21 protein-coding genes are annotated in these 20,295 nt (G+C 62.5%); 8 read left to right on the top strand and 13 right to left on the bottom strand.

The window, feature by feature from the left end; genetic code table 11:
- Positions 1–4: 4 nt before the first annotated feature.
- From flgJ to PFU01S_RS04870, 11 genes are all read right to left on the bottom strand, one after another.
- Complete coding sequence (gene flgJ / locus PFU01S_RS04920; protein ID WP_028688017.1) at positions 5–1,165, bottom strand: flagellar assembly peptidoglycan hydrolase FlgJ; 1,161 nt, start codon at positions 1,163–1,165, stop codon at positions 5–7.
- 11 nt (positions 1,166–1,176) lie between these two features.
- A complete protein-coding gene (locus PFU01S_RS04915) occupies positions 1,177–2,286 on the bottom strand; it encodes a flagellar basal body P-ring protein FlgI (RefSeq protein WP_023533921.1) in 1,110 nt (369 codons plus the stop codon).
- Between the two features lie 11 nt (positions 2,287–2,297).
- On the bottom strand, positions 2,298–2,993 hold the full coding sequence (flgH, locus tag PFU01S_RS04910) for a flagellar basal body L-ring protein FlgH (RefSeq protein WP_023533931.1): 696 nt from the start codon (positions 2,991–2,993) through the stop codon (positions 2,298–2,300).
- A gap of 37 nt (positions 2,994–3,030) precedes the next feature.
- Entirely contained in the window at positions 3,031–3,816 is a 786-nt protein-coding gene (gene flgG / locus PFU01S_RS04905; RefSeq protein ID WP_023533986.1) for a flagellar basal-body rod protein FlgG, read from the bottom strand.
- 47 nt (positions 3,817–3,863) lie between these two features.
- Positions 3,864–4,604, bottom strand: coding sequence for a flagellar basal body rod protein FlgF (locus tag PFU01S_RS04900; RefSeq protein WP_023533964.1), 741 nt, complete (start codon positions 4,602–4,604; stop codon positions 3,864–3,866).
- Positions 4,605–4,994: 390 nt separating this feature from the next.
- Positions 4,995–6,317, bottom strand: coding sequence for a flagellar hook protein FlgE (flgE, locus tag PFU01S_RS04895; protein ID WP_028688018.1), 1,323 nt, complete (start codon positions 6,315–6,317; stop codon positions 4,995–4,997).
- A gap of 30 nt (positions 6,318–6,347) precedes the next feature.
- Entirely contained in the window at positions 6,348–7,049 is a 702-nt protein-coding gene (flgD, locus tag PFU01S_RS04890; RefSeq protein ID WP_027915934.1) for a flagellar hook assembly protein FlgD, read from the bottom strand.
- A 12-nt stretch (positions 7,050–7,061) separates the two neighbouring features.
- Complete coding sequence (gene flgC, locus PFU01S_RS04885) at positions 7,062–7,505, bottom strand: flagellar basal body rod protein FlgC (RefSeq protein ID WP_023533977.1); 444 nt, start codon at positions 7,503–7,505, stop codon at positions 7,062–7,064.
- Between the two features lie 2 nt (positions 7,506–7,507).
- Complete coding sequence (flgB, locus tag PFU01S_RS04880) at positions 7,508–7,918, bottom strand: flagellar basal body rod protein FlgB (protein WP_023533958.1); 411 nt, start codon at positions 7,916–7,918, stop codon at positions 7,508–7,510.
- A gap of 277 nt (positions 7,919–8,195) precedes the next feature.
- On the bottom strand, positions 8,196–9,023 hold the full coding sequence (gene cheR, locus PFU01S_RS04875) for a protein-glutamate O-methyltransferase CheR (protein ID WP_023533991.1): 828 nt from the start codon (positions 9,021–9,023) through the stop codon (positions 8,196–8,198).
- Positions 9,024–9,073: 50 nt separating this feature from the next.
- Positions 9,074–10,003: a chemotaxis protein CheV gene (locus PFU01S_RS04870; protein ID WP_023533940.1), complete on the bottom strand. Its 930-nt coding sequence runs from the start codon at positions 10,001–10,003 to the stop codon at positions 9,074–9,076.
- 76 nt (positions 10,004–10,079) lie between these two features.
- Between PFU01S_RS04870 and flgA the strand changes: the two genes are divergently transcribed.
- From flgA to PFU01S_RS04850, 4 genes are all read left to right on the top strand, one after another.
- Positions 10,080–10,829, top strand: a complete 750-nt coding sequence (gene flgA / locus PFU01S_RS04865; protein WP_027915933.1) for a flagellar basal body P-ring formation chaperone FlgA — start codon at positions 10,080–10,082, stop codon at positions 10,827–10,829.
- Between the two features lie 165 nt (positions 10,830–10,994).
- Positions 10,995–11,309, top strand: a complete 315-nt coding sequence (gene flgM / locus PFU01S_RS04860; protein ID WP_023533930.1) for a flagellar biosynthesis anti-sigma factor FlgM — start codon at positions 10,995–10,997, stop codon at positions 11,307–11,309.
- 49 nt (positions 11,310–11,358) lie between these two features.
- Positions 11,359–11,826, top strand: a complete 468-nt coding sequence (locus PFU01S_RS04855; RefSeq protein ID WP_027915932.1) for a flagella synthesis protein FlgN — start codon at positions 11,359–11,361, stop codon at positions 11,824–11,826.
- Positions 11,827–11,905: 79 nt separating this feature from the next.
- Positions 11,906–12,649: a flagellar brake protein gene (locus PFU01S_RS04850; RefSeq protein WP_027915931.1), complete on the top strand. Its 744-nt coding sequence runs from the start codon at positions 11,906–11,908 to the stop codon at positions 12,647–12,649.
- Positions 12,650–13,134: 485 nt separating this feature from the next.
- Here PFU01S_RS04850 and PFU01S_RS04845 read toward each other — a convergent pair whose 3' ends face one another.
- Together PFU01S_RS04845 and bkdR are read right to left on the bottom strand one after the other, a co-directional pair.
- Entirely contained in the window at positions 13,135–14,472 is a 1,338-nt protein-coding gene (locus tag PFU01S_RS04845; RefSeq protein ID WP_028688019.1) for an MFS transporter, read from the bottom strand.
- A gap of 165 nt (positions 14,473–14,637) precedes the next feature.
- Entirely contained in the window at positions 14,638–15,123 is a 486-nt protein-coding gene (bkdR, locus tag PFU01S_RS04840) for a Bkd operon transcriptional regulator BkdR (RefSeq protein ID WP_023533792.1), read from the bottom strand.
- 198 nt (positions 15,124–15,321) lie between these two features.
- Between bkdR and PFU01S_RS04835 the strand changes: the two genes are divergently transcribed.
- From PFU01S_RS04835 to lpdA, 4 genes are read left to right on the top strand one after another with little or no spacing between them, the layout of a single operon-like run.
- On the top strand, positions 15,322–16,554 hold the full coding sequence (locus PFU01S_RS04835; protein ID WP_027915929.1) for a 3-methyl-2-oxobutanoate dehydrogenase (2-methylpropanoyl-transferring) subunit alpha: 1,233 nt from the start codon (positions 15,322–15,324) through the stop codon (positions 16,552–16,554).
- Between the two features lies 1 nt (position 16,555).
- Positions 16,556–17,614: an alpha-ketoacid dehydrogenase subunit beta gene (locus tag PFU01S_RS04830; protein WP_027915928.1), complete on the top strand. Its 1,059-nt coding sequence runs from the start codon at positions 16,556–16,558 to the stop codon at positions 17,612–17,614.
- Complete coding sequence (locus PFU01S_RS04825; RefSeq protein ID WP_027915927.1) at positions 17,615–18,886, top strand: dihydrolipoamide acetyltransferase family protein; 1,272 nt, start codon at positions 17,615–17,617, stop codon at positions 18,884–18,886.
- Positions 18,887–18,888: 2 nt separating this feature from the next.
- Positions 18,889–20,268, top strand: coding sequence for a dihydrolipoyl dehydrogenase (gene lpdA, locus PFU01S_RS04820; protein ID WP_028688020.1), 1,380 nt, complete (start codon positions 18,889–18,891; stop codon positions 20,266–20,268).
- Positions 20,269–20,295: the final 27 nt, after the last annotated feature.

Genomic DNA, 20,295 nt, shown 5'->3' with positions numbered 1-20,295 from the left:
CCTTTTAAAGGTTCGTGGTGCTGCCAGCCATGGCGTATTGCGGTGTCTTCTGCATTTGCTGGGCGATGCTGATGATTTTCTTCGCATAGCCCGGGTCGGTCGCGTAACCGGCCTTTTGCAACTCGCGTGCAAACTGCTCAGGGTTATCGGCCGACTTGACCGCTTCTTGATAGCGCGAATTGTTCTGCAACAGGCTCACCAGGTCGTGGAAGCTGTCCTGGTAGGAGTCGTAGCTGCGGAACTGGGCGGTTTCCTTGACGAACTGGCCGTCGCGGAATTCGCTGGTGATGGCCCTGGCCTGTTCGCCCTGCCAGTTGCCGGTGGCCTTGATGCCGAACAGGTTGTGGCTGCTGCTGCCGTCGCTGTTGCGCATGACCGACTTGCCCCAACCGGTTTCCAGCGCAGCCTGGGCGACCAGGTAGCGCGGGTCGATGCCGATGCGCTTGGCAGCCTGTTCGGCCATCGGCAGCATGGTGGCGATGAACGAATCGCTATCGGTGAACGCCTTTTTCGGCGCCAGCGGCGGCTGGGCGATGGCGCGGCCGGTGATGCGCAGCCCGTTCTCGGGCACGGCAAAAACCTTGGCCGGCTGCTGGCCGTCGCGCACGGGGGCAGCGGGGGCCACGCCGACAGGCGCGGTGGCCGCAGTAGGCACGATGCCCGCCAGCAGGCGGTCGGTAAGACGGCTGGGCAGCGCCAGGCGCCGCGCATTGAGCGCGGCGACGTCGTTGCGGGTGCTGGCCGCTTGCGTGGCGTGAACCGGGTCTGCGACCTTGCTGCCCCACAGCACCGGGCCGGCCTGCCCTCGCGGGAACGGGCTGGTATTGGCGGCGGCACTGCGGCTTTTGGTCAGCTGACGTACCAGCACATCCTGCAGGCCGATACCGCCACCCTCGCGGGACATGCTCACCGACAACTGTTGGTCGTACATGTCCCGGTACTGCTTGACCGTCTCGGTGTTCATCGGGTTGTCGTCGGCCAGGACATCGCTGGCCTTGCGCGAGGCCTTGAGCATCTCGCTGATGAACATCGACTCGAACTCCTGGGCCACCTTGCGCACGTTGGCTTCGCTGTCGCGGTCACCGTGCTTGAGGGCATTGAGGCGGTTGAGGTCGGTGAAGGCACCGCTGTCGACACTGCCGGAAACCAGGCTCTTGCTGTTCATCGACGCCGTCCTCAGATCACGATCAGGTCGGCCTGCAAGGCGCCGGCCTGTTTCAGGGCTTCGAGAATGGCCATCAGGTCACCGGGCGCGGCGCCCACCTGATTCACCGCCCGGACGATTTCATCCAGCGTGGTACCCGGGCCGAACTTGAACATCGGCTTGGCTTCCTGCTCGGCATTGACCCGCGAGCGCGGGACCACGGCGGTCTGGCCGTTGGAAAGCGGGCCCGGCTGGCTGACGATGGGGTCTTCGGTGATGGTCACGGTCAAGCTGCCGTGGGTCACCGCCGCTGGCGACACCTTGACGTTCTGGCCGATGACGATGGTGCCGGTACGCGAGTTGATGATCACCTTGGCCACTGCCTGGCCTGGGTCGATTTCCAGGTTTTCCAGGATCGACAGGTAGTCCACCCGCTGGCTGGGGTCCATCGGCGCGCTCACGCGCACCGAACCACCGTCCACGGCCTGGGCCACGCCAGGGCCGAGCAGGTCATTGACCTTGTCGACGATGTGCTTGGCGGTGGTGAAGTCGGGGCGGTTGAGGTTCAGGGTCAGGGTGTTGCCCTGGTTGAAACCGCTTGGCACTGCCCGCTCAACGCTGGCGCCGCCCGGGATACGGCCGGCAGACGGTACGTTGACGGTGATCCGCGAGCCGTCGCGGCCTTCGGCATCGAAGCCGCCCACCACCAGGTTGCCTTGGGCGATGGCGTAGACGTTGCCGTCGATGCCCTTGAGCGGGGTCATCAACAGGCTGCCCCCGCGCAGGCTCTTGGAGTTACCAATCGACGACACGGTGATGTCCACCACCTGCCCTGGCTTGGCGAAAGCCGGCAAGTCGGCATGCACCGACACCGCGGCGACGTTTTTCAACTGCACGTTGCCCGATCCAGGCGGCACCTTGATGCCGAACTGCGAGAGCATGTTGTTGAACGTCTGCAGGGTGAAAGGCGTTTGCGTGGTCTGGTCGCCGGTACCGTTGAGGCCGACGACCAGGCCGTAGCCGATCAACTGGTTGGAGCGTACGCCCGAGATGCTGGCGATGTCCTTCAGGCGCTCGGCTTGCGCCGCGCAGGCACAGGTCAGCAGCAAGGTGGCGGTGAGCAGTTGCCTCAGGTTGAGCATGGTCAGGGTACTCAGAAGGGCCAAAGCGGGCTCATGAAGAAGCGGTCCAGCCACCCGGGCTGGCTGGCATCGGCAAACGAGCCGGTACCGGAATAGGTAATGCGCGCATCGGCCACCCGCGTGGACGGCACGGTGTTGTCGGTGGCGATGTCGTCGGCGCGAATGAGCCCGGCGATGCGCACCAGTTCTTCACCGGTATTCAGGGTCAGCCACTTCTCGCCGCGCACGGCGATGATGCCATTGGGCAGCACTTCGGCCACGGTGACGGTCACCGAGCCGGTCAGGGTGTTGCCCTGGGTGGCCTTGCTGTCGCCCTTGGTGGTGCGATCACCGCTGTAGCCGGCATCGAGCGACAGGTCGCCGCCGCCGAACGGGTTGTTGGTGTTCGGCTTGGCCCCGAACAGCGACGACAGGCCAAGGCTGGCCTTGCTGTTCTTCTGAATCTGGGAGCCTGCGTTCTTGCTGGCCGACGTGCGCTCGTTCAGCGTGATGGTGATGATGTCACCCACACGGAACGCCTTGCGGTCGCCGTACAGGTTCTGCTCGAACCCGGCCTGGTAGATCGAACCGTTGTTGGCCGCTGCCGGCAGAGGGGTGCGCGGGAGCACCGGCGCATAGTACGGGTCGTTGGGCTTGGCCGCCGGGGCGACGCAGCCTGCAAGCAACACCGCACCGCCCAGGGCGAAAACGGACAACAGACGATTCATGATGCATACCTCGCGGGTGCTACGGAAGTTGCTGGGATCACAGCTGCTGGGTAACGGTCTGCAGCATCGAGTTGGCGGCAGATATGACCTTGGAGTTCATCTCGTAGGCGCGCTGGGTGGTGATCATGTTCACCAGCTCTTCCACGGTGCTGACGTTGGAGTTCTCCAGGGTTTGCTGCAAGGTGGTACCGAAGCCGTTCAGGCCTGGGGTGCCGACCTGGGGGGCGCCGCTGGCGGCCGTTTCCAGGAACAGGTTGCCACCAATGGCCTGCAAGCCCGCCGGGTTGATGAAATCGGCGGTCTGGATGTTGCCGATCACCTGGGCGGCCGGGTTACCGGCGGTGGTGATGGACACGGTACCGTCCTGGCCAACGGTGAAGGTCTGCGCGTCGTTGGGCACGACGATGGCAGGCTCCAGGGCGTAGCCGTTGGCGGTGACGATCTGGCCATCGGAGTTGAGGTGGAAGGTGCCGTCACGGGTGTACGAAACCGTGCCATCTGGCTGCAGGATCTGGAAGAAACCGCGACCATTGACCGCCATGTCCAGCGGGTTCTCGGTGGTCTGCAGGCTGCCAGCCACGAAGCTTTTCTGGGTGCCGACGATGCGCACGCCAGTACCCACCTGCAAGCCAGAGGGCAGCTGGCTGTCCTGGGTGGACTGGGCGCCTGGCTGGCGACGGATCTGGTACAGCAAGTCCTGGAACTCGGCGCGATCACGTTTGAAGCCGGTGGTCGACACGTTGGCCAGGTTGTTGGAAATCACCGTCAGGTTGGTGTCCTGGGCGGACAGGCCGGTTTTGGCGACCCATAGAGCTGGAAGCATGTAAGTTCTCCTCGCGCGCCTGTTTTACGGCACCCGTTCAAATGTCATTAGCCGATTTGCAAAACCCGCGCCATGGCTTCATCGCCTTCCTTGGCCGCGCTCATCATCTTCACGTGCAGCTCGAACTGGCGGGACAACGCCAGCACCGAAGTCATCTCCTCGACTGCGTTGACGTTGCTGCCTTCAAGAAAGCCCGATACCACGCGAACATTGACGTCGGCATCGGCCGGCTGGCCGCTGGCCGTGTGGATCAGGCCGTCTGCGCCCTTGTTCAGGCCCTTGGTGTCCGGGTTGACCAGCTTGATGCGGTCGACCTCGGCCATCACCCGTGGGTCTTCGCCCATGGAACGAATGCTGATGGTGCCGTCGGCACCCACTTCCACCTTCTGTTCAGGTGGAATGGCAATCGGGCCGCCGTTGCCGATCACCGGCATGCCGTTGCCGGCACGCAACACGCCCAGGGCGTCGATGTTCAGGCTGCCGGTGCGCACGTAGGCTTCGCTGCCGTCAGGCGCCTGCACGGCGATAAAGCCATGCCCGCTCACCGCCACGTCCAGGTCGCGACCGGTTTCGATCATCGGCCCTTCGCTGAAGTCGGTGGCCGGGCGCTCGGTCAGGGCAAAGGCCCGCGCCGGGAAGCTGTCGCCAAAGACCGGCATCGAGCGGGCCTGCTCCAGGTCACGCTGGAAGCCGTTGGTGGAAACGTTCGCCAGATTGTTGGCGTGGGCCTTCTGGGCCAGCGCGTTCTGGCTGGCGCCGGTCATGGCCACGTAAAGCAATTTGTCCACAGCATCTCCTCCGCGCGCCAGTACCGCGCTGTCATCAGGCAGGGTCAAGCAATAATCGAACCAGCTTTGCACCCCGGCGAATCGGGCACTTCAGCGCGACGGCTTTAGCGTCGGTGTCAGTTTGTTGGCATCGGATCAGCACGCCTGGATCAGTGATCGCGGCAGGCGCCGTTTTTATAGGGGCCGGCAAACCGGGTCCAGCCTGAACCCGGGTTGCCTTGGACGCAGATGTATCGCCCGGTGACCAGGCTTTGCCACAGGAAGAAAGGTCTCGGGGCGGCCTCTGCCCATTGGGCACTGCCGCCCCCTATCACCAGGAGCAAGGACAACAAACCGGCATGCTTCACCGACCTTGCCCTTGAACCCCACGTATCACGCCTGAGCACGTCATCAGCTCATCTGAATGATGGTCTGCATGATGGTGCTTTCGGTGGAAATGGTCTTGGCGTTGGCCTGGTAGTTACTCTGCGCCTTGATCAGATTCACCAGCTCGCCGGTCAGGTCGACGTTGGAATCTTCCAGCGAGGAACCTGCAATCTGGCCCAGGGTGCCGGTGTCCGGCGCGCCGATCACCGGGACACCCGACGAAAACGACTCTTGCCAGTTGGTGCCGCCAATCGGCGTCAGGCCCTGCATGTTGGCGAAGCTGGCAATGGCGACCTGGCCGATGACCTTGTTCTTGCCATTGGTGAAGTTGGCGAACAGGAAACCGCCCTTGTCTACCGACAGGCTGGACAGTTCACCGGTAGCGAACCCGTCCTGATCCTTGGCGGTCACGGCCGAGGCCGCGTTGTACTGGGTCATGCCCAGCATGTCGAGGCTGACGCCGCCGGGGTTGGCGTTGGCGCCGTTGGCCGACCACTGGCCGGCAGCGTTCTTCTGCGCGGGGATCCAGTTGTCCAGGTTGAAGGTCTTGTTGGCATTGATCGACAGGCCACCGGCTACCGGCCCGGCCGTGAGGGCATCGGCGTTGAGCGTGCCGTCGGACTTGAACGGCAGATCATTGATCAGCGGCTGCGTGGAGGCCGGGTCCTGTGGGTTGCGACCGTCGATGGTGCTGTACATCTTCCAGGAATTGGACGTGTCATCCTTGATGAAGTACTGGTTCAACTGGTGCGCATTGCCCTGGCTGTCGTACACGTCGCTTGAGAACGTGAAGTTGTAGCTCTTGACGTCGGCTGGGTCGAACGGGGTGACCGTAGGCGCGCCATCGCTGGACTTGAGGTTGACCGTCTGATCGATCTTGGATGTGGCCTTGGGGGTGAGATTGGCCGTGTCGATCTGAAGGTTGGTCAATACCCCCTGGACCACCTGGCCATTCTCATCGACGCCATAACCTTGCAGGTTGGCGCCGCCGGCATTGACGACGAAGCCCTGCTTGTCACTGTAGAAGGCCCCGGCCCGGGTATAGATCTTCGAGCCGTTGTCGTTGAGCGCGAAGAAGCCGTTGCCGTCGATGGCCATGTCCAGTGCCTGGCCGGTGCCGTTGATGTTACCGGAGCTGAACTGCTGGGAAATGGCGGCGGTTCTTACACCGGTACCAATGGTGGTGCGGCCGGCGCTGGTGCCGCGAATGGAGCTTGAGTACTGGTCGGCGAATTCGGCGCGCGAGGCCTTGAAGCCGGTGGTGGCGACGTTGGCAATGTTGTTGCCGGTTACGTTCAGGGCCTTGTTGGCTGCATTGAGGCCACTTAAGCCAATGTTGTAAGACATACGCTAACTCCTGAAGATGTGCCCTAGGCCCTAGATGCCGATGCTTTGAATGGTGGAAAGTGGAACGCTGCCCAGCCCTGCCAGGTTCAGCGACATTTCGCCGCCGTTGGTGCCCATGGTCACGCTGGTGACGGTGGCCGGCAGGTTGGTGGTCATGGCCGTGGCCGTGCCGTTGATCGAGGCGGTGGCCTTGAAGCTGTAGGTGCCGGCCGGCAGGGCCTCACCGGCGTCATCCTTGCCATCCCAGGTGAAGTCCACCTTGCCGCCAGCCTGGGAACCCAGATCGAGGGTGCGCACCAGCTTGCCGTCCTTGTCGTACACCCCCACCGAGGTGGCGGTACTCGAGCCGGTCAGGTTCACCGAGCCCTTCATGTCCTTGCTGGTGTCGACCATGGCCTTGTCGGTCTGCACGATCACGTTGCGCCCGACCAGCGACGATGCCTGCAAGGCCTGGGAAGACTGAAACGCACCGGCGATGTAATTGACCGAGCTGTTCAGGGTCTGGATACCTTCCAAGCTGCTGAACTGCGCCAACTGCGCCACGAACTCGCCGTTCTGCTGCGGGTCGAGGGGGTTCTGGTTCTTCATCTGGGTGACCAGCAGCTGCAGGAAGGCATCTTTGCCCAGCGCACTGCCGGCGGCGCCGGTCTTATCGTCGTTCTTGCTTTCTTTGCGTTGCAGCGAGTTCAGGTAGCTACTACCGACGTCGCCTGTGGCATTGGTGGTGGTCATGTCGGCGTCCTATCACTGACCCAGGGTCAGTACCTTCTGCATCATGCTCTTGGCCGTGTTCATCAACTCGGCATTGGTCTGGAACGCGCGGCTGGCCGAGATCATGTCAGCCATTTCCTCGACCACGTTGACGTTGGGGTAATACACGTAGCCGTCCTTGTTCGCCGCCGGGTGGCTGGGCTCGTAGCGGGCCTCGAGGTTGCTCTGGTCCTCGACGATGCCAGTTACCTGCACGCCCTGCCCTGCCTCGCCCTGGTCCTCGAACAGCGACTGGCTGGTGCCGGCCTGGGTGTTCTGGAACGTGGTGGCGAACACGGGATGACGAGCGCGGTAGGTCTGGTCGATGCTCGACGAGACCGTCTCGGCGTTGGCGATGTTGGAGGCGACGGTGTTCAGGCGCGTGTTCTGCGCGCTCATGCCGGAACCGGCAATGTTGAAGACACTGGAAAGGGACATGGTCATTCTCCCCGCAGGGCTGACACCAGCCCTTTGAATTTACTGTTGAGCAACGTGAAGCTGGCCTGGAAGCCGATGGCATTTTCGGTGTAGTTGGACTGCTCGATCTGCGCGTCCACGGTGTTCTGGTCGATCGAGGGCTGCATCGGCGTGCGGTACTTGAGGGCTTCGTCGCTCAGCGCCACGCCGTCGGCCTCGATGTGCCGGCTGTTGGTGCGCTCCAGACCGAAGCGGCCGCCGTTCTGCTGCTTGTCGCTTTCGGCGGCCAGCACAGAGGCGAAGTCCAGGTCACGGGCCTTGTAGTTGGGGGTGTCGGCGTTGGCGATGTTGTTGGCCAGCACTTCGGCGCGTTGCGCACGAAAGCCCAGGGCCTTTTCATGGATACCAAGCGCCTTGTCGAAGCTGATGCTCATGTCGGGGAAACCTTCAGCGGTTGACCAGAGTGTCGTTGCCGAAGGTTTTAGCAAAGCTTGTGCCAACATCTGCAAAGCCCGGATTCAAGGCCTTGCAGGCCTGCTCGCGAGGATGCGATGCCAGAAAAGCGGCAAACCACACGTGGCCGAATGGCCACAAGCGGCAAAAAGAAGCGCACTTGAGCGGCAAAACAAAAATTTGACGTCAGCGGCAGGGCCGACTCATTGAAGGCCGCTGACAAGACGTCGTCCTGTCAGCGCCATACACGACGCAGGCCTACTTGGCCTGGTAGATGATGCCCGGGCTGCATTGCACCATCTGGTAATGATCCGGCAGGCCGTTGAGGGCTTCGGATGCGCCCAGGAACAGGTACCCGCCCGGCTTGAGCGTGCTGTGGATGCGCAGCAAAATGTCTTTCTTGACCTGGGCCGAGAAGTAGATCAACACGTTGCGGCAGAACACGATGTCGAATTTGCCCAGGCTTGCATAGCTGTCGAGCAGGTTGAACGAGCGGAACTCCACCCGGTTGCGAATCGCCGGCTTGATGGCCCAGCGCCCCGGCCCCTTGGGGTCGAAGTAGCGCTGCAGGCGCTCGGCCGACAAGCCGCGGGCTATCGCCAGGCTGTCGTATTCGCCAGTCTTGCAGTTGTTGAGCATGGTGCCCGACAGGTCGGTCGCAACGATCTGCGCGCCCATTTTCAGCTGGCCCAGGTTGCTGCGTTCGAACTCGTCGATGGCCATGGAGATGGAGTACGGCTCCTGGCCCGACGAGCACGCCGCCGACCACATGCGCAGGCGCTGGCCGGGGTTGTTGCGGATGAACTCGGGGATGACCTTGTTCTTGAGCACCTCGAACGGGTAGGTATCGCGAAACCACAGGGTTTCGTTGGTGGTCATGGCGTCGACCACCTGCTCGCGCAGGCCGCCACGCGGCTGCGCCTGAATGCGCTGCACCAGCTCGCCCAGGCTCTTGATGCCCTGCTGCTCCATCAACTTGTTGAGGCGGCTGGACACCAGGTACTGCTTATTCTCGCCCAGCAAGATGCCACAGGCTTTTTCCAGAAATACCCGGAACTGTTCGAAATCCAAATTACCCGTAGACACTGCTGCCGCCTCTTTTCAATCACTGTGGCCGGGGCGAACCCCGGCGCCTTTCAATGCGCTGCCTTGATCCGGTCAACCACGCGCTGGGCCAGATCATCCGGCCGGAACTTGGCCAGGAAGTCATCGGCGCCCACTTTCTTGACCATCGCCTGATTGAACACCCCGGACAGTGAAGTATGCAGGCAGATGTGCAGCTTTTGCATGCGCGGGTCGCTGCGAATTTCCGCTGTCAGGGTATAGCCGTCCATTTCCGGCATCTCAATGTCGGAAATCATCATCAGAAACTCTTCTTCGGGTTTCTTGCCTTCGTCCACCAACTGGCGCAGGTAGTTCAAGGCCTGACGACCGTCATTGAGCGCCACCACCTCGACGCCGACGGTCTGCAGGCAGCGGCTGACCTGCTTGCGTGCAACCGACGAATCGTCGACGGTCAACACCCGCAGCATCACGGCCTTGTCCTGCACCTCGGCGTCCACCACACCCGCCGACACCGACTCCGAAGACGGCGCGACCTCGGCCAGCACCTTCTCCACGTCGATGATCTCGACCATGCGGTTGTCCACCCGAGTGACTGCCGTCAGGTAGTGATCGCGGCCGGTCCCCTTGGGTGGCGGATGGATTTCTTCCCAGTTCATGTTGACGATGCGCTCGACCGAGTGCACCAGGAAGCCCTGGGTCTTGGTGTTGTACTCGGTAATGATCACGAAACTGCTGCGCGTGTCCTCCTGCAACGGGCGCAGGCCGGTGGCCATCGATAGGTCAAGGATCGGGATCGTCGCGCCGCGAATGTTGGCGACGCCGCGCACTACCGGGTGCGCCTTGGGCAGAATGGTCAGCGCAGGGCATTGCAGCACTTCCCTGACCTTGAAAACGTTGATGCCATAAAGCTGTTCGCCGTTGAGGCGGAACAGCAGCAGTTCCAGGCGATTCTGCCCTACCAGCTGTGTGCGCTGGTTGACCGAATCCATAACCCCCGCCATGCCGAACTCCTTACCTGTCAGCCATTCGTTGCCACTCACTCAAGAAGTCGGCACGGGCTTTGCTTTTTTGAGCGCCATGTACATGAAAACGACAGTTTCCCGACGATTGACGCGCCTGCTGGCTGGCTTGCTGGCCGCACTGTGCCTGCTGGTACCGGTTCGCACCTGGGCGGACACGTTCACCATGCCTGAACAGCTTATCGGTGTCACCCAGGGGTTTCTTGAGTTCACCGTCGAAGATTATCTCGCCACGACCCAAACGGCCGGCCGCTACGAGATCCAGGTCAACCCGTTGGACCCACGGTTGCGCATGCCCCTGTGCAGCCAGGCGCTCGACGCCTCGTTGGAAAGCCCGAGCGTGCCGCTGGGGCGGGTGACGGTGCGTGTGCGCTGCGACGGCGCGGCGCCTTGGACCGTGTTCGTGCCCGCCACTGTTCGCTTGTTCCGCGAGGTGGTCGTGGTCACCCGCCCGCTGCGACGGGACAACGTGGTGAGCGAAGGTGATGTGGCCCTGCGCGAACGGGACGTCGGCACGCTGGGCCAAGGGTTTCTGACCGATATGGGCCAGGCGGTCGGCATGAAGATGCTGCGCCCGACGGTGATGGATCAGGTGCTGACGCCTCAGCACCTGGAGCAGGCGGAGGTGGTGCGCAAAGGCGATCATGTGGTGATCGTTGCCCGCAGCGGCACGTTGAGCGTACGCATGCCTGGCGAGGCGCTGAGCAAAGGCGGCATCAGCGAGCAGATTCGGGTGCGCAACCTCAATTCCAAACGCGTGGTCAAGGCCATGGTGACAGGCCCGGGCCAGGTCGAGGTGAGCATGTAAGCCAGTGGGCGGAAGCCGCTGGCGCACGGGAACCGCTTTTTTTAGACTGTGTCAGAAAACGGGTAACAGGCTGTCGCTCAAGACAGCCACGCATTTGTGCCTAAAGTTTATCGTGAGTTGGCCGAAAACAAGGCAAGCGTCCATAAACCCAGAGGTTTTCTGATCATGGTCATCGACTTCAGTCGTTTGAATAATTCCCCGGCCGTCACCGGCGGCGTACGCGGCAGCAATGCCCCTGGCAGCACTGAAAAGCCGGCCGCCAGCCAGGAAACAGTAAAGGGCGCGGGTGCAAGCGGAGAAGCCGTACACCTGAGCCCAGAGGCCCAGCAGTTGCAAAAGATCAGCGACAAGCTGCGCGATGAACCCGTCGTCAACAGCGCCAAGGTAGCCCAGCTCAAACAGGCCATTGCCGACGGCAGCTACCAGGTTGATGCCGGCCGGGTCGCCAGCAAGCTGCTTGATTTCGAAGCACAGCGTTGACCGTCGGGTGCGCTGACTTCAATGGACGCTTGAAAACCGGGAGTTAGCCATGCATGACACCACGCTGCTGCAACTGATCGAACAAGACATCGCCCCCATGCAGGAGCTGCTCGAGCTGCTGCAGAACGAGGCCGTCGCGCTGCACGGTCGCGACATGCAGTTGCTCGAGCAGATCCTGGCGCGCAAACAGTCACTGATCATCCTGCTCGAACAACACGGCCAGCGCCGTGGCCAGTTGCTGACCGACCTGGGCCTGAGCGCAGACCGCGCCGGCGTACAGGCGGTGGCGGCGCAATCGCCGCACGGTGACGTGATGCTGGAGCGACTCGATACGCTGGCGCAGCTGATGGATGAATGTCAGCAGGTCAACTTGACCAACGGCCGTATCATTCAGGTTCAGCAACAGGTCACCAACAACCAGGTACGCATTCTCATGGGCGGTGACTCACCCTCGCTCTACAACAGCCGCGGCAGCACCTCGCCCCTGACCAAGCCGCGCGCCCTCAGCCAAGTGTGATTTCCCTATCAAGGCACGGCACATACTGGCAAAATGCTGTTAATTGCCTGTGTCGCTTTTGCCTGGAGAACGTCAAGCCGTGTTCAATGAATCCGATGCCCCGCAACCGCCCAAGGTGCTGAGCACACCCTTGGAAATTGCGGCCAATTTACGGCAGCTCCAGGAAAGTCACGACCCCCTGATCATCACCTTCCATGACCGAGGCCATCGCTTCCAGAGTTACGTGGTGGACGTCGATCGGGAAAACAATGTGCTGGCGCTTGACGAGCTGATCCCCCGCGACGGTGAGAAATTCATCGAAAACGGCGAGCATTTCCGGGTGGAAGGCTTTCATGATGGTGTGCGCATCGCCTGGGAATGCACCCACGGCTTGCGCATCAGCGAAGTGGACGGCCATCGCTGCTATCGCGGCGGCCTGCCACTGGAGATGACCTACCACCAGCGCCGCAACGCATTTCGTGCCGCGCTGAAGCTGTCGCAGCTGGTGGACATCATGCTTGATGGCACGCACCTCAAGGGCAATGGTGCCTTGCGTGGCAAGTTGCTGGATGTGTCAGCTACCGGGTGCAAGCTGCGCTTTGACGGTAATGTCGAGGATCGCCTGCAGCTGGGTCAGGTCTATGAACGCTTCAAGGCCGGCGCACCGCTTGGGTTGGTGGATACCATGGTCGAGCTGCGCCATCTGCATTATGAAGAGCGCATCAATACCACGTTTGCTGGGGTTCGTTTTCATAACCTCAGTGGGCCTGCCCAGCGCAAGGTGGAGAGTTTTGTCTATCAGCTGCAGCGTGAGGCGCGGCGGTTTGATAAGGACGATTATTGATTTGCAGCTGGCGGTTTGGCCCCCGCGGCCTTTCAGCAGTTTGGGTGCTATCACTGAGTTTTAAAGCGTGGGTATGGACGTTTAAAACAGTGTAGGCATTCATTGGCGAGGGTGGCGCGCAGTCACCCTTCCGCCCTTACGGCGGCTCACTTTTTGTCTTGTCAAAAAGTAAGCAAAAACCGCCTGCTCCTATCATACGGCCCCTGCGCTGCGCTCCGGGGTTCCCTCGCTCCGGGCTTGCTCCGGGAGGACCGCGCTGCAGGCCCCATCCTGGGGCCCAGCGCTTGACAGGCATCCATGCCTGTCACCTCCCTGCGCAAGCCCTGCGCTCGGCCTCCTGAAGTCGCGATCTGCGGCGCCTGAATTACCGCGCGCTTAGAAGCAGCAACAGCAACAGCAACAGCAACAGCAACAGCAACAGCAACAGCAAAACAGCGCATGTCTCTGATTTCATGCTCAAGCAGCTGCCCAAACTTCCCCCACATTCAAACCGGCTTATCGCCTTGCACATCCTCCTGCGGCGACTCGCCGTCTTTCTCGGCCTCCTCCGTATCCTCGGCCGCTACCGGTGTCTGCATCACATCCTGCACAGTCTGCTCATCCACACGGGGGTCCAGCGCTGCCGACAGAGGCGAACCGGCGGCGGGCATGGCGACGTGGCCCAAGGGGGCATCCTGGACCTGGTGCAGGCCAGTGACGGCTTTTGGACGGATGCGCCAGACCAACACGAGGGCAAAGAACACGAAGAAGGCGTACAACATCTGCACCCCCAGCACTTTCATCAGCACGCCAGCAGCCAGTGGGCCGATGCACGCCCCCACGCCGTAAGTCACCAACAACATGGCAGTCAGCGAAACGCGGCGCTCGCTCTCCACGTGGTCGTTGGAAAAAGCCACGGCCAGCGGGTACAGGCTGAACTGCAACAGCGACACCACAAAGCCCATGGCGAACAGCAACTCCAGCGGCACGTCGGGCAGGATCGCCAGCGGCGCGGCGGTCACAGCCAGCCCCACCGCGACACTGCGAATCAACACCGCACGGTCGTAACGGTCCGACAACCAGCCCAGCGGCCACTGAACCACCAGCCCTGCGAAGATGCAGCAGCCCATGAACAGACCGATCTGCTCGGTGCTCAGGCCCTGGCTGGCGGCATACAGCGGAGCAAGGCCGTAGAACGAGCCGACGATCAAACCCGAACCCAGTACGGTACTGAGCGACTGCGGTACGCGCTTGATGAAGAACTTCGGCTCCATGGGTGCCGGACGCAGCGGCGCAGGGTGGATGCGGCGGGTCATGGCCACCGGTACCAGGCACAGGGCGAAGCACATCGCGACCAGCATCAGCAGCTCAAGCCCCAGCTCAGGGTGCACCACCAGTATCAGCTGACCCAACACCAAGCCCAGGTAGGACGCGATCATGTATCCACTGAACACCGCGCCCCGGTACTTCACGTCCGCCTGCTCGTTGAGCCAGCTTTCGATGACCATGTACTGACACATCATGCCCAGGCCCACGATCATCCGCAGCCCGACCCAGGCCGGCAGCCAGTTGGTCAGGCCATGCCCAAGCACGGCGGCGCCGACGATCCCGGCGCAGGTGGCATAGGCGCGTATATGCCCTACTCGGCCGATGAGCCGGTGGCCGACCTTGCCGCCCACGGCTAGGCCGAAGTAGTTGGCCGCCATCAAGGCACCGACCCACAGGCTATCGACGTTGTCGGCAGCCAGGCGCAGCGCCAGGTAGGTACTGAGCAGGCCCGAGCCGATCAACATCATCAATGCAGCGAAATACAACGACTGAAACGGCTTCCAGATAGTGCGCATAAATCCCTTCGGCTCCCGGGTTGAGCTGGCAGTGGTACGTGCAGAATAAAGGCTTACGACAGGCGTTGCAGGCCCCGTGCTGCAAAATCGAATAGTCCCTCGTCCGTGGCCAGGTGATAGACGGGTCAGGCCACGCCACAGGGCACCGACGAACTTGGACAGCAGTCATTCGCGCAAGGTCATACCGTTTGCCGGTAACGGCAGGGCTGTCTTGTAGCGCACCTGCTTGAGCGCGAAGCTGGAACGAATGTTGGCAACGCCCGGCAGGCGGGTCAGGTAATCCAGAAACCGCTCCAGTGCCTGAATGCTGGGCAGTAGCACACGCAGCAGGTAGTCCGGGTCGCCAGTCATCAGGTAGCACTCCATGACCTCGGGCCGTTCGGCGATCTCTTCCTCGAAGCGGTGCAATGCCTGCTCTATCTGTTTTTCCAGGCTCACATGAATGAATACATTCACATCCAGCCCCAGCACCTCGGGCGACAACAGCGTGACCTGCTGGCGAATGACGCCAAGCTCCTCCATGGCCCGCACCCGATTGAAACAGGGCGTAGGCGACAGGTTGACCGAACGTGCCAGCTCGGCGTTGGTAATGCGGGCGTTTTCCTGAAGGCTGTTGAGAATGCCGATATCGGTACGATCGAGTTTGCGCATGAGACAAAATCACCGGTTTTTTGTGTTTATGCGAAATGTTTATCTGGCCTGCTCGCCAAAGGCAATCAACTAGAGAGAAATATTCTGCGCCGAGGCAACTAACATGTAGTTAACGCTGACCTGCTGGTCACGAGCCGGCACTCAGCAGCGACCGCTTCAAAGCTCACAAAAACAAATACCCGAGCGAGCGTAAACAGCATGAACGAGTACGCCCCCCTGCGCCTGCATGTGCCCGAGCCTACCGGCCGGCCAGGCTGCCAGACCGATTTTTCCTACCTGCGCCTGAATGACGCCGGCCAGGTCCGTAAACCGCCCATCGACGTAGAAGCCGCCGATACCGCCGACTTGTCCGGCAGCCTGGTGCGCGTGCTGGATGAACAGGGCAATGCCCAAGGCCCCTGGGCCGAGGACATTGACCCCCAGGTACTGCGTCAGGGCATGCGCGCCATGCTCAAGACCCGGATCTTCGACAGCCGCATGGTCGTCGCCCAGCGCCAGAAGAAGATGTCCTTCTACATGCAGAGCCTGGGCGAAGAAGCCATCGGCAGTGCCCAGGCACTGGCGCTGAACCGCACCGACATGTGCTTTCCGACCTATCGCCAGCAAAGCATCCTGATCGCCCGTGACGTTTCGCTGGTGGACATGATCTGCCAACTGCTCTCCAACGAGCGTGATCCGCTCAAGGGCCGCCAGTTGCCAATCATGTATTCGGTACGCGAGGCTGGCTTTTTCACCATCAGCGGCAACCTGGCGACCCAATTCGTGCAAGCGGTGGGCTGGGCCATGGCCTCGGCCATCAAGGGCGATACCAAGATCGCCTCGGCCTGGATCGGCGATGGTGCCACCGCCGAATCGGACTTCCACACCGCCCTTACCTTCGCCCACGTCTACCGCGCCCCAGTCATCCTCAACGTGGTCAACAACCAGTGGGCGATTTCCACGTTCCAGGCCATCGCTGGCGGCGAGTCCACCACCTTCGCCGGCCGCGGCGTGGGCTGTGGCATCGCCTCGTTGCGCGTGGACGGCAACGACTTCGTGGCCGTCTACGCGGCCTCGCGCTGGGCAGCCGAACGCGCACGCCGCGGCCTCGGCCCCAGCCTGATCGAGTGGGTCACCTACCGTGCTGGCCCGCATTCCACGTCCGATGATCCGTCCAAGTACCGCCCTGCGGACGATTGGAGCCACTTCCCGCTGGGCGATCCGATCGCTCGCCTGAAGCAGCACCTGGTCAAGATCGGCCACTGGTCCGAAGAAGAACACCAGGCCACCACGGCCGAATTCGAGGCTGCCGTGATCGCCGCGCAGAAGGAAGCCGAGCAGTACGGCACCCTTGCCAACGGACACATCCCCAGTGCCGCTTCGATGTTCGAGGACGTGTACAAGGAAATGCCGGACCACCTGCGTCGCCAACGTCAGGAACTGGGGGTCTGAAATGAACGATCACAACAACAGCATCAACCCGGAAACCGCCATGGCCACCACCACCATGACCATGATCCAGGCCCTGCGCTCGGCCATGGACATCATGCTCGAGCGCGACGATAACGTGGTCGTGTATGGCCAGGACGTCGGTTACTTCGGCGGCGTCTTCCGATGCACCGAGGGCCTGCAGAACAAGTACGGCAAATCGCGGGTGTTCGATGCCCCGATTTCCGAAAGCGGCATCGTCGGCACGGCGGTGGGCATGGGTGCCTACGGCTTGCGGCCGGTGGTGGAGATTCAGTTCGCCGATTATTTCTATCCAGCCTCGGACCAGATCGTGTCGGAAATGGCGCGGCTGCGTTACCGCTCTGCTGGCGAGTTCATCTCGCCGCTGACCCTGCGCATGCCATGTGGCGGGGGCATTTATGGTGGCCAGACCCACAGCCAGAGCCCGGAAGCGATGTTCACCCAGGTGTGCGGGCTGCGCACCGTCATGCCGTCCAACCCCTATGACGCCAAGGGGCTGCTCATTGCCTCGATCGAGTGCGATGACCCGGTCATCTTCCTTGAGCCCAAGCGCCTGTACAACGGCCCCTTCGATGGCCACCACGACCGTCCTGTGACGCCATGGTCCAAGCATCCCCAAAGCGCCGTGCCCGACGGTTACTACACCGTGCCCCTGGACAAGGCAGTGGTAACCCGGCCCGGCAACGACGTCACGGTCCTCACCTATGGCACGACGGTCTATGTCGCCCAGGTCGCGGCCGAAGAGACAGGCGTCGATGCCGAGGTGATCGACCTGCGCAGCCTGTGGCCGCTGGACCTGGAAACCATCGTCGCCTCGGTGCAGAAGACCGGCCGCTGCGTGGTGGTACATGAGGCCACGCGAACCTGCGGGTTCGGCGCCGAACTGGTCGCGCTGGTGCAAGAGCACTGCTTCCATCACCTGGAGGCGCCCATCGAGCGCGTAACCGGTTGGGACACGCCCTACCCCCATGCACAGGAGTGGGCGTATTTCCCAGGGCCATCGCGGGTGGGTGCGGCATTGAAAAAGGTCATGGAGGTCTGAATGGGCACGCATGTCATCAAGATGCCGGACATTGGCGAAGGCATCGCGCAGGTTGAGTTGGTCGAGTGGTTCGTCAAGGTGGGCGACCTGATCGCCGAGGATCAGGTCGTGGCCGATGTCATGACCGACAAGGCCACGGTGGAGATCCCCTCCCCGGTCAGTGGCAAGGTTATGGCCCTGGGCGGCCAGCCTGGTGAAGTGATGTCGGTTGGCAGCGAGCTGATCCGCATCGAGGTCGAGGGCAACGGCAACCATGTGGACGCCCCGCAGGCCAAGGCCGCCGAAACACCACCTGCCAGCGAAGCCCCCAAGCAGGCTGCACAGGAACAACCCGCGCAGGCCACGCTGACGCCCCCGGCCAACCGCCCGGCCGCACCGCTGGCGCCCCGCCAGGCCAGCGACAAACCCCTCGCCTCGCCCGCGGTGCGCAAACGCGCGCTGGATGCCGGCATCGAGCTGCGTTATGTGCATGGGAGCGGCCCTGCCGGGCGCATCCTGCATGAAGACCTCGATGCCTTCCTCAGCCAGCCCCAACGCACCGGTGAGCAAGCGCCAAGCGGCTACGGCAAGCGCACCGACAGCGAGCAAGTCCCGGTAATCGGCTTGCGGCGCAAGATCGCCCAGCGCATGCAGGACGCCAAACGGCGCGTGGCCCACTTCAGCTACGTCGAAGAAATCGACGTCACTGCTCTCGAAGCGCTGCGCCAGCAGCTCAACGGCAAGCACGGCCAAGACCGCGGCAAGCTCACCCTGCTGCCGTTCCTGGTCCGTGCGCTGGTCGTGGCACTGCGTGATTTTCCACAGATCAACGCTACGTACGATGACGAAGCACAGGTCATCACCCGCCATGGCGCGGTGCACGTCGGCATCGCGACCCAAGGGGACAACGGCCTGATGGTGCCGGTGCTGCGCCATGCCGAGGCAGGCAACCTGTGGGCCAATGCAGCGGAAATCGCCCGTGTGGCCAATGCCGCTCGCACCAACAAGGCCAGCCGCGAAGAACTGTCGGGTTCGACCATCACCCTGACCAGCCTCGGCGCACTGGGCGGCATCGTCAGCACGCCAGTGGTCAACACCCCGGAAGTGGCCATCGTGGGCGTCAACCGCATGGTCGAGCGGCCCGTGGTCATCGACGGCCAGATCGTGGTGCGCAAGATGATGAACCTGTCCAGCTCGTTCGACCACCGTGTGGTCGATGGCATGGACGCCGCGCTGTTCATCCAGGCCGTGCGAAGCCTGCTGGAACAACCCGCCTGCCTGTTTGTGGAGTGAGCATGCAACCGATCATCGAAACCACGCTGCTGATCATCGGCGGCGGCCCCGGCGGCTATGTGGCCGCCATCCGCGCCAGCCAGCTGGGCATACCTACGGTCCTGGTCGAAGGGCAAGCGCTGGGCGGAACGTGCCTGAACATCGGTTGCATTCCGTCAAAAGCCTTGATTCATGTAGCCGAGCAGTTCCATCAAGCCACCCGGTTTGCCGAGGGCTCCCAACTTGGCATCCGCGTAGCCTCCCCCGAGCTGGACATTCATCAGAGCGTTGCATGGAAAGACGGTATCGTCGACCGGCTGACCACCGGTGTAGCCGCCCTGCTGAAAAAGCACGGGGTCAAGGTCATCCAGGGCTGGGCGAAGTTGCTCGACGGCAAGCACGTGGAGGTCGACGACCAGCGCATCCGCTGCGAGCACCTGTTGCTGGCCACGGGCTCGAGCAGCATTGAGCTGCCCATGCTGCCGCTGGGGGACGCCGTCATTTCATCGACCGAGGCACTGACGCCCACTACGGTGCCGCGCCATTTGGTGGTGGTCGGTGGCGGATACATCGGTTTGGAACTGGGCACTGCGTACCGCAAGCTGGGTGCGCAGGTGAGTGTGGTGGAGGCCCGCGAACGGGTGTTGCCCACCTACGACGCCGAGCTCACCGCCCCCGTGGCCGAGTCGCTGAAAAAGCTCGGCATCGCCGTTTACCTCGACCACAAGGTGGAAGGCTATGAGCAAGGCACGCTGGTGGCCCGCAATAGCGAAGGCTCGCCCCTGCGCCTTGATGCCGACAGGGTACTGGTAGCGGCCGGCAGGCGCCCGCGCACCCAAGGTTTTAACCTCGAATGCCTGGACCTGCGCATGAATGGCGCGGCGATTGCCATCGACGCGCAGTGCCAGACCAGCATGCGCAACGTGTGGGCCATTGGTGACGTGGCGGGCGAGCCGATGCTGGCGCACCGGGCGATGGCCCAAGGCGAAATGGTCGCCGAACGCATCGCTGGCAAGCCACGTCGCTTCGAGCCGGCTGCGATCGCTGCGGTGTGCTTCACCGACCCGGAAGTGGTCGTCGCTGGCCTGACCCCTGATCAGGCGGTGGCGCAAGGGCTGGACTGCATCGTGGCGCAATTCCCCTTTGCCGCCAACGGGCGGGCCATGAGCCTGGAGTCCAAGACGGGGTTTGTGCGGGTGGTGGCACGCCGCGACAACCACCTCGTGCTGGGTTGGCAAGCGGTAGGCGTGGCTGTCTCCGAACTGTCCACTGCCTTTGCCCAGTCATTGGAAATGGGCGCGCGGCTGGAAGATGTGGCAGGCACGATTCATGCCCACCCAACCCTGGGCGAGGCGGTCCAGGAGGCCGCCCTGCGCGCGCTGGGCCACGCACTGCACATCTGACCCTTGCCGCAGCCTGGGTCAGCCAGG

Origin of the sequence: Pseudomonas fulva NBRC 16637 = DSM 17717, from assembly GCF_000730565.1 — a bacterium.
Classification (GTDB): Bacteria; Pseudomonadota; Gammaproteobacteria; order Pseudomonadales; family Pseudomonadaceae; genus Aquipseudomonas; species Aquipseudomonas fulva.
The sequence above is the reverse complement of the archived record's forward strand: the minus strand, read 5'-3'. Positions and strand labels throughout refer to the sequence as shown.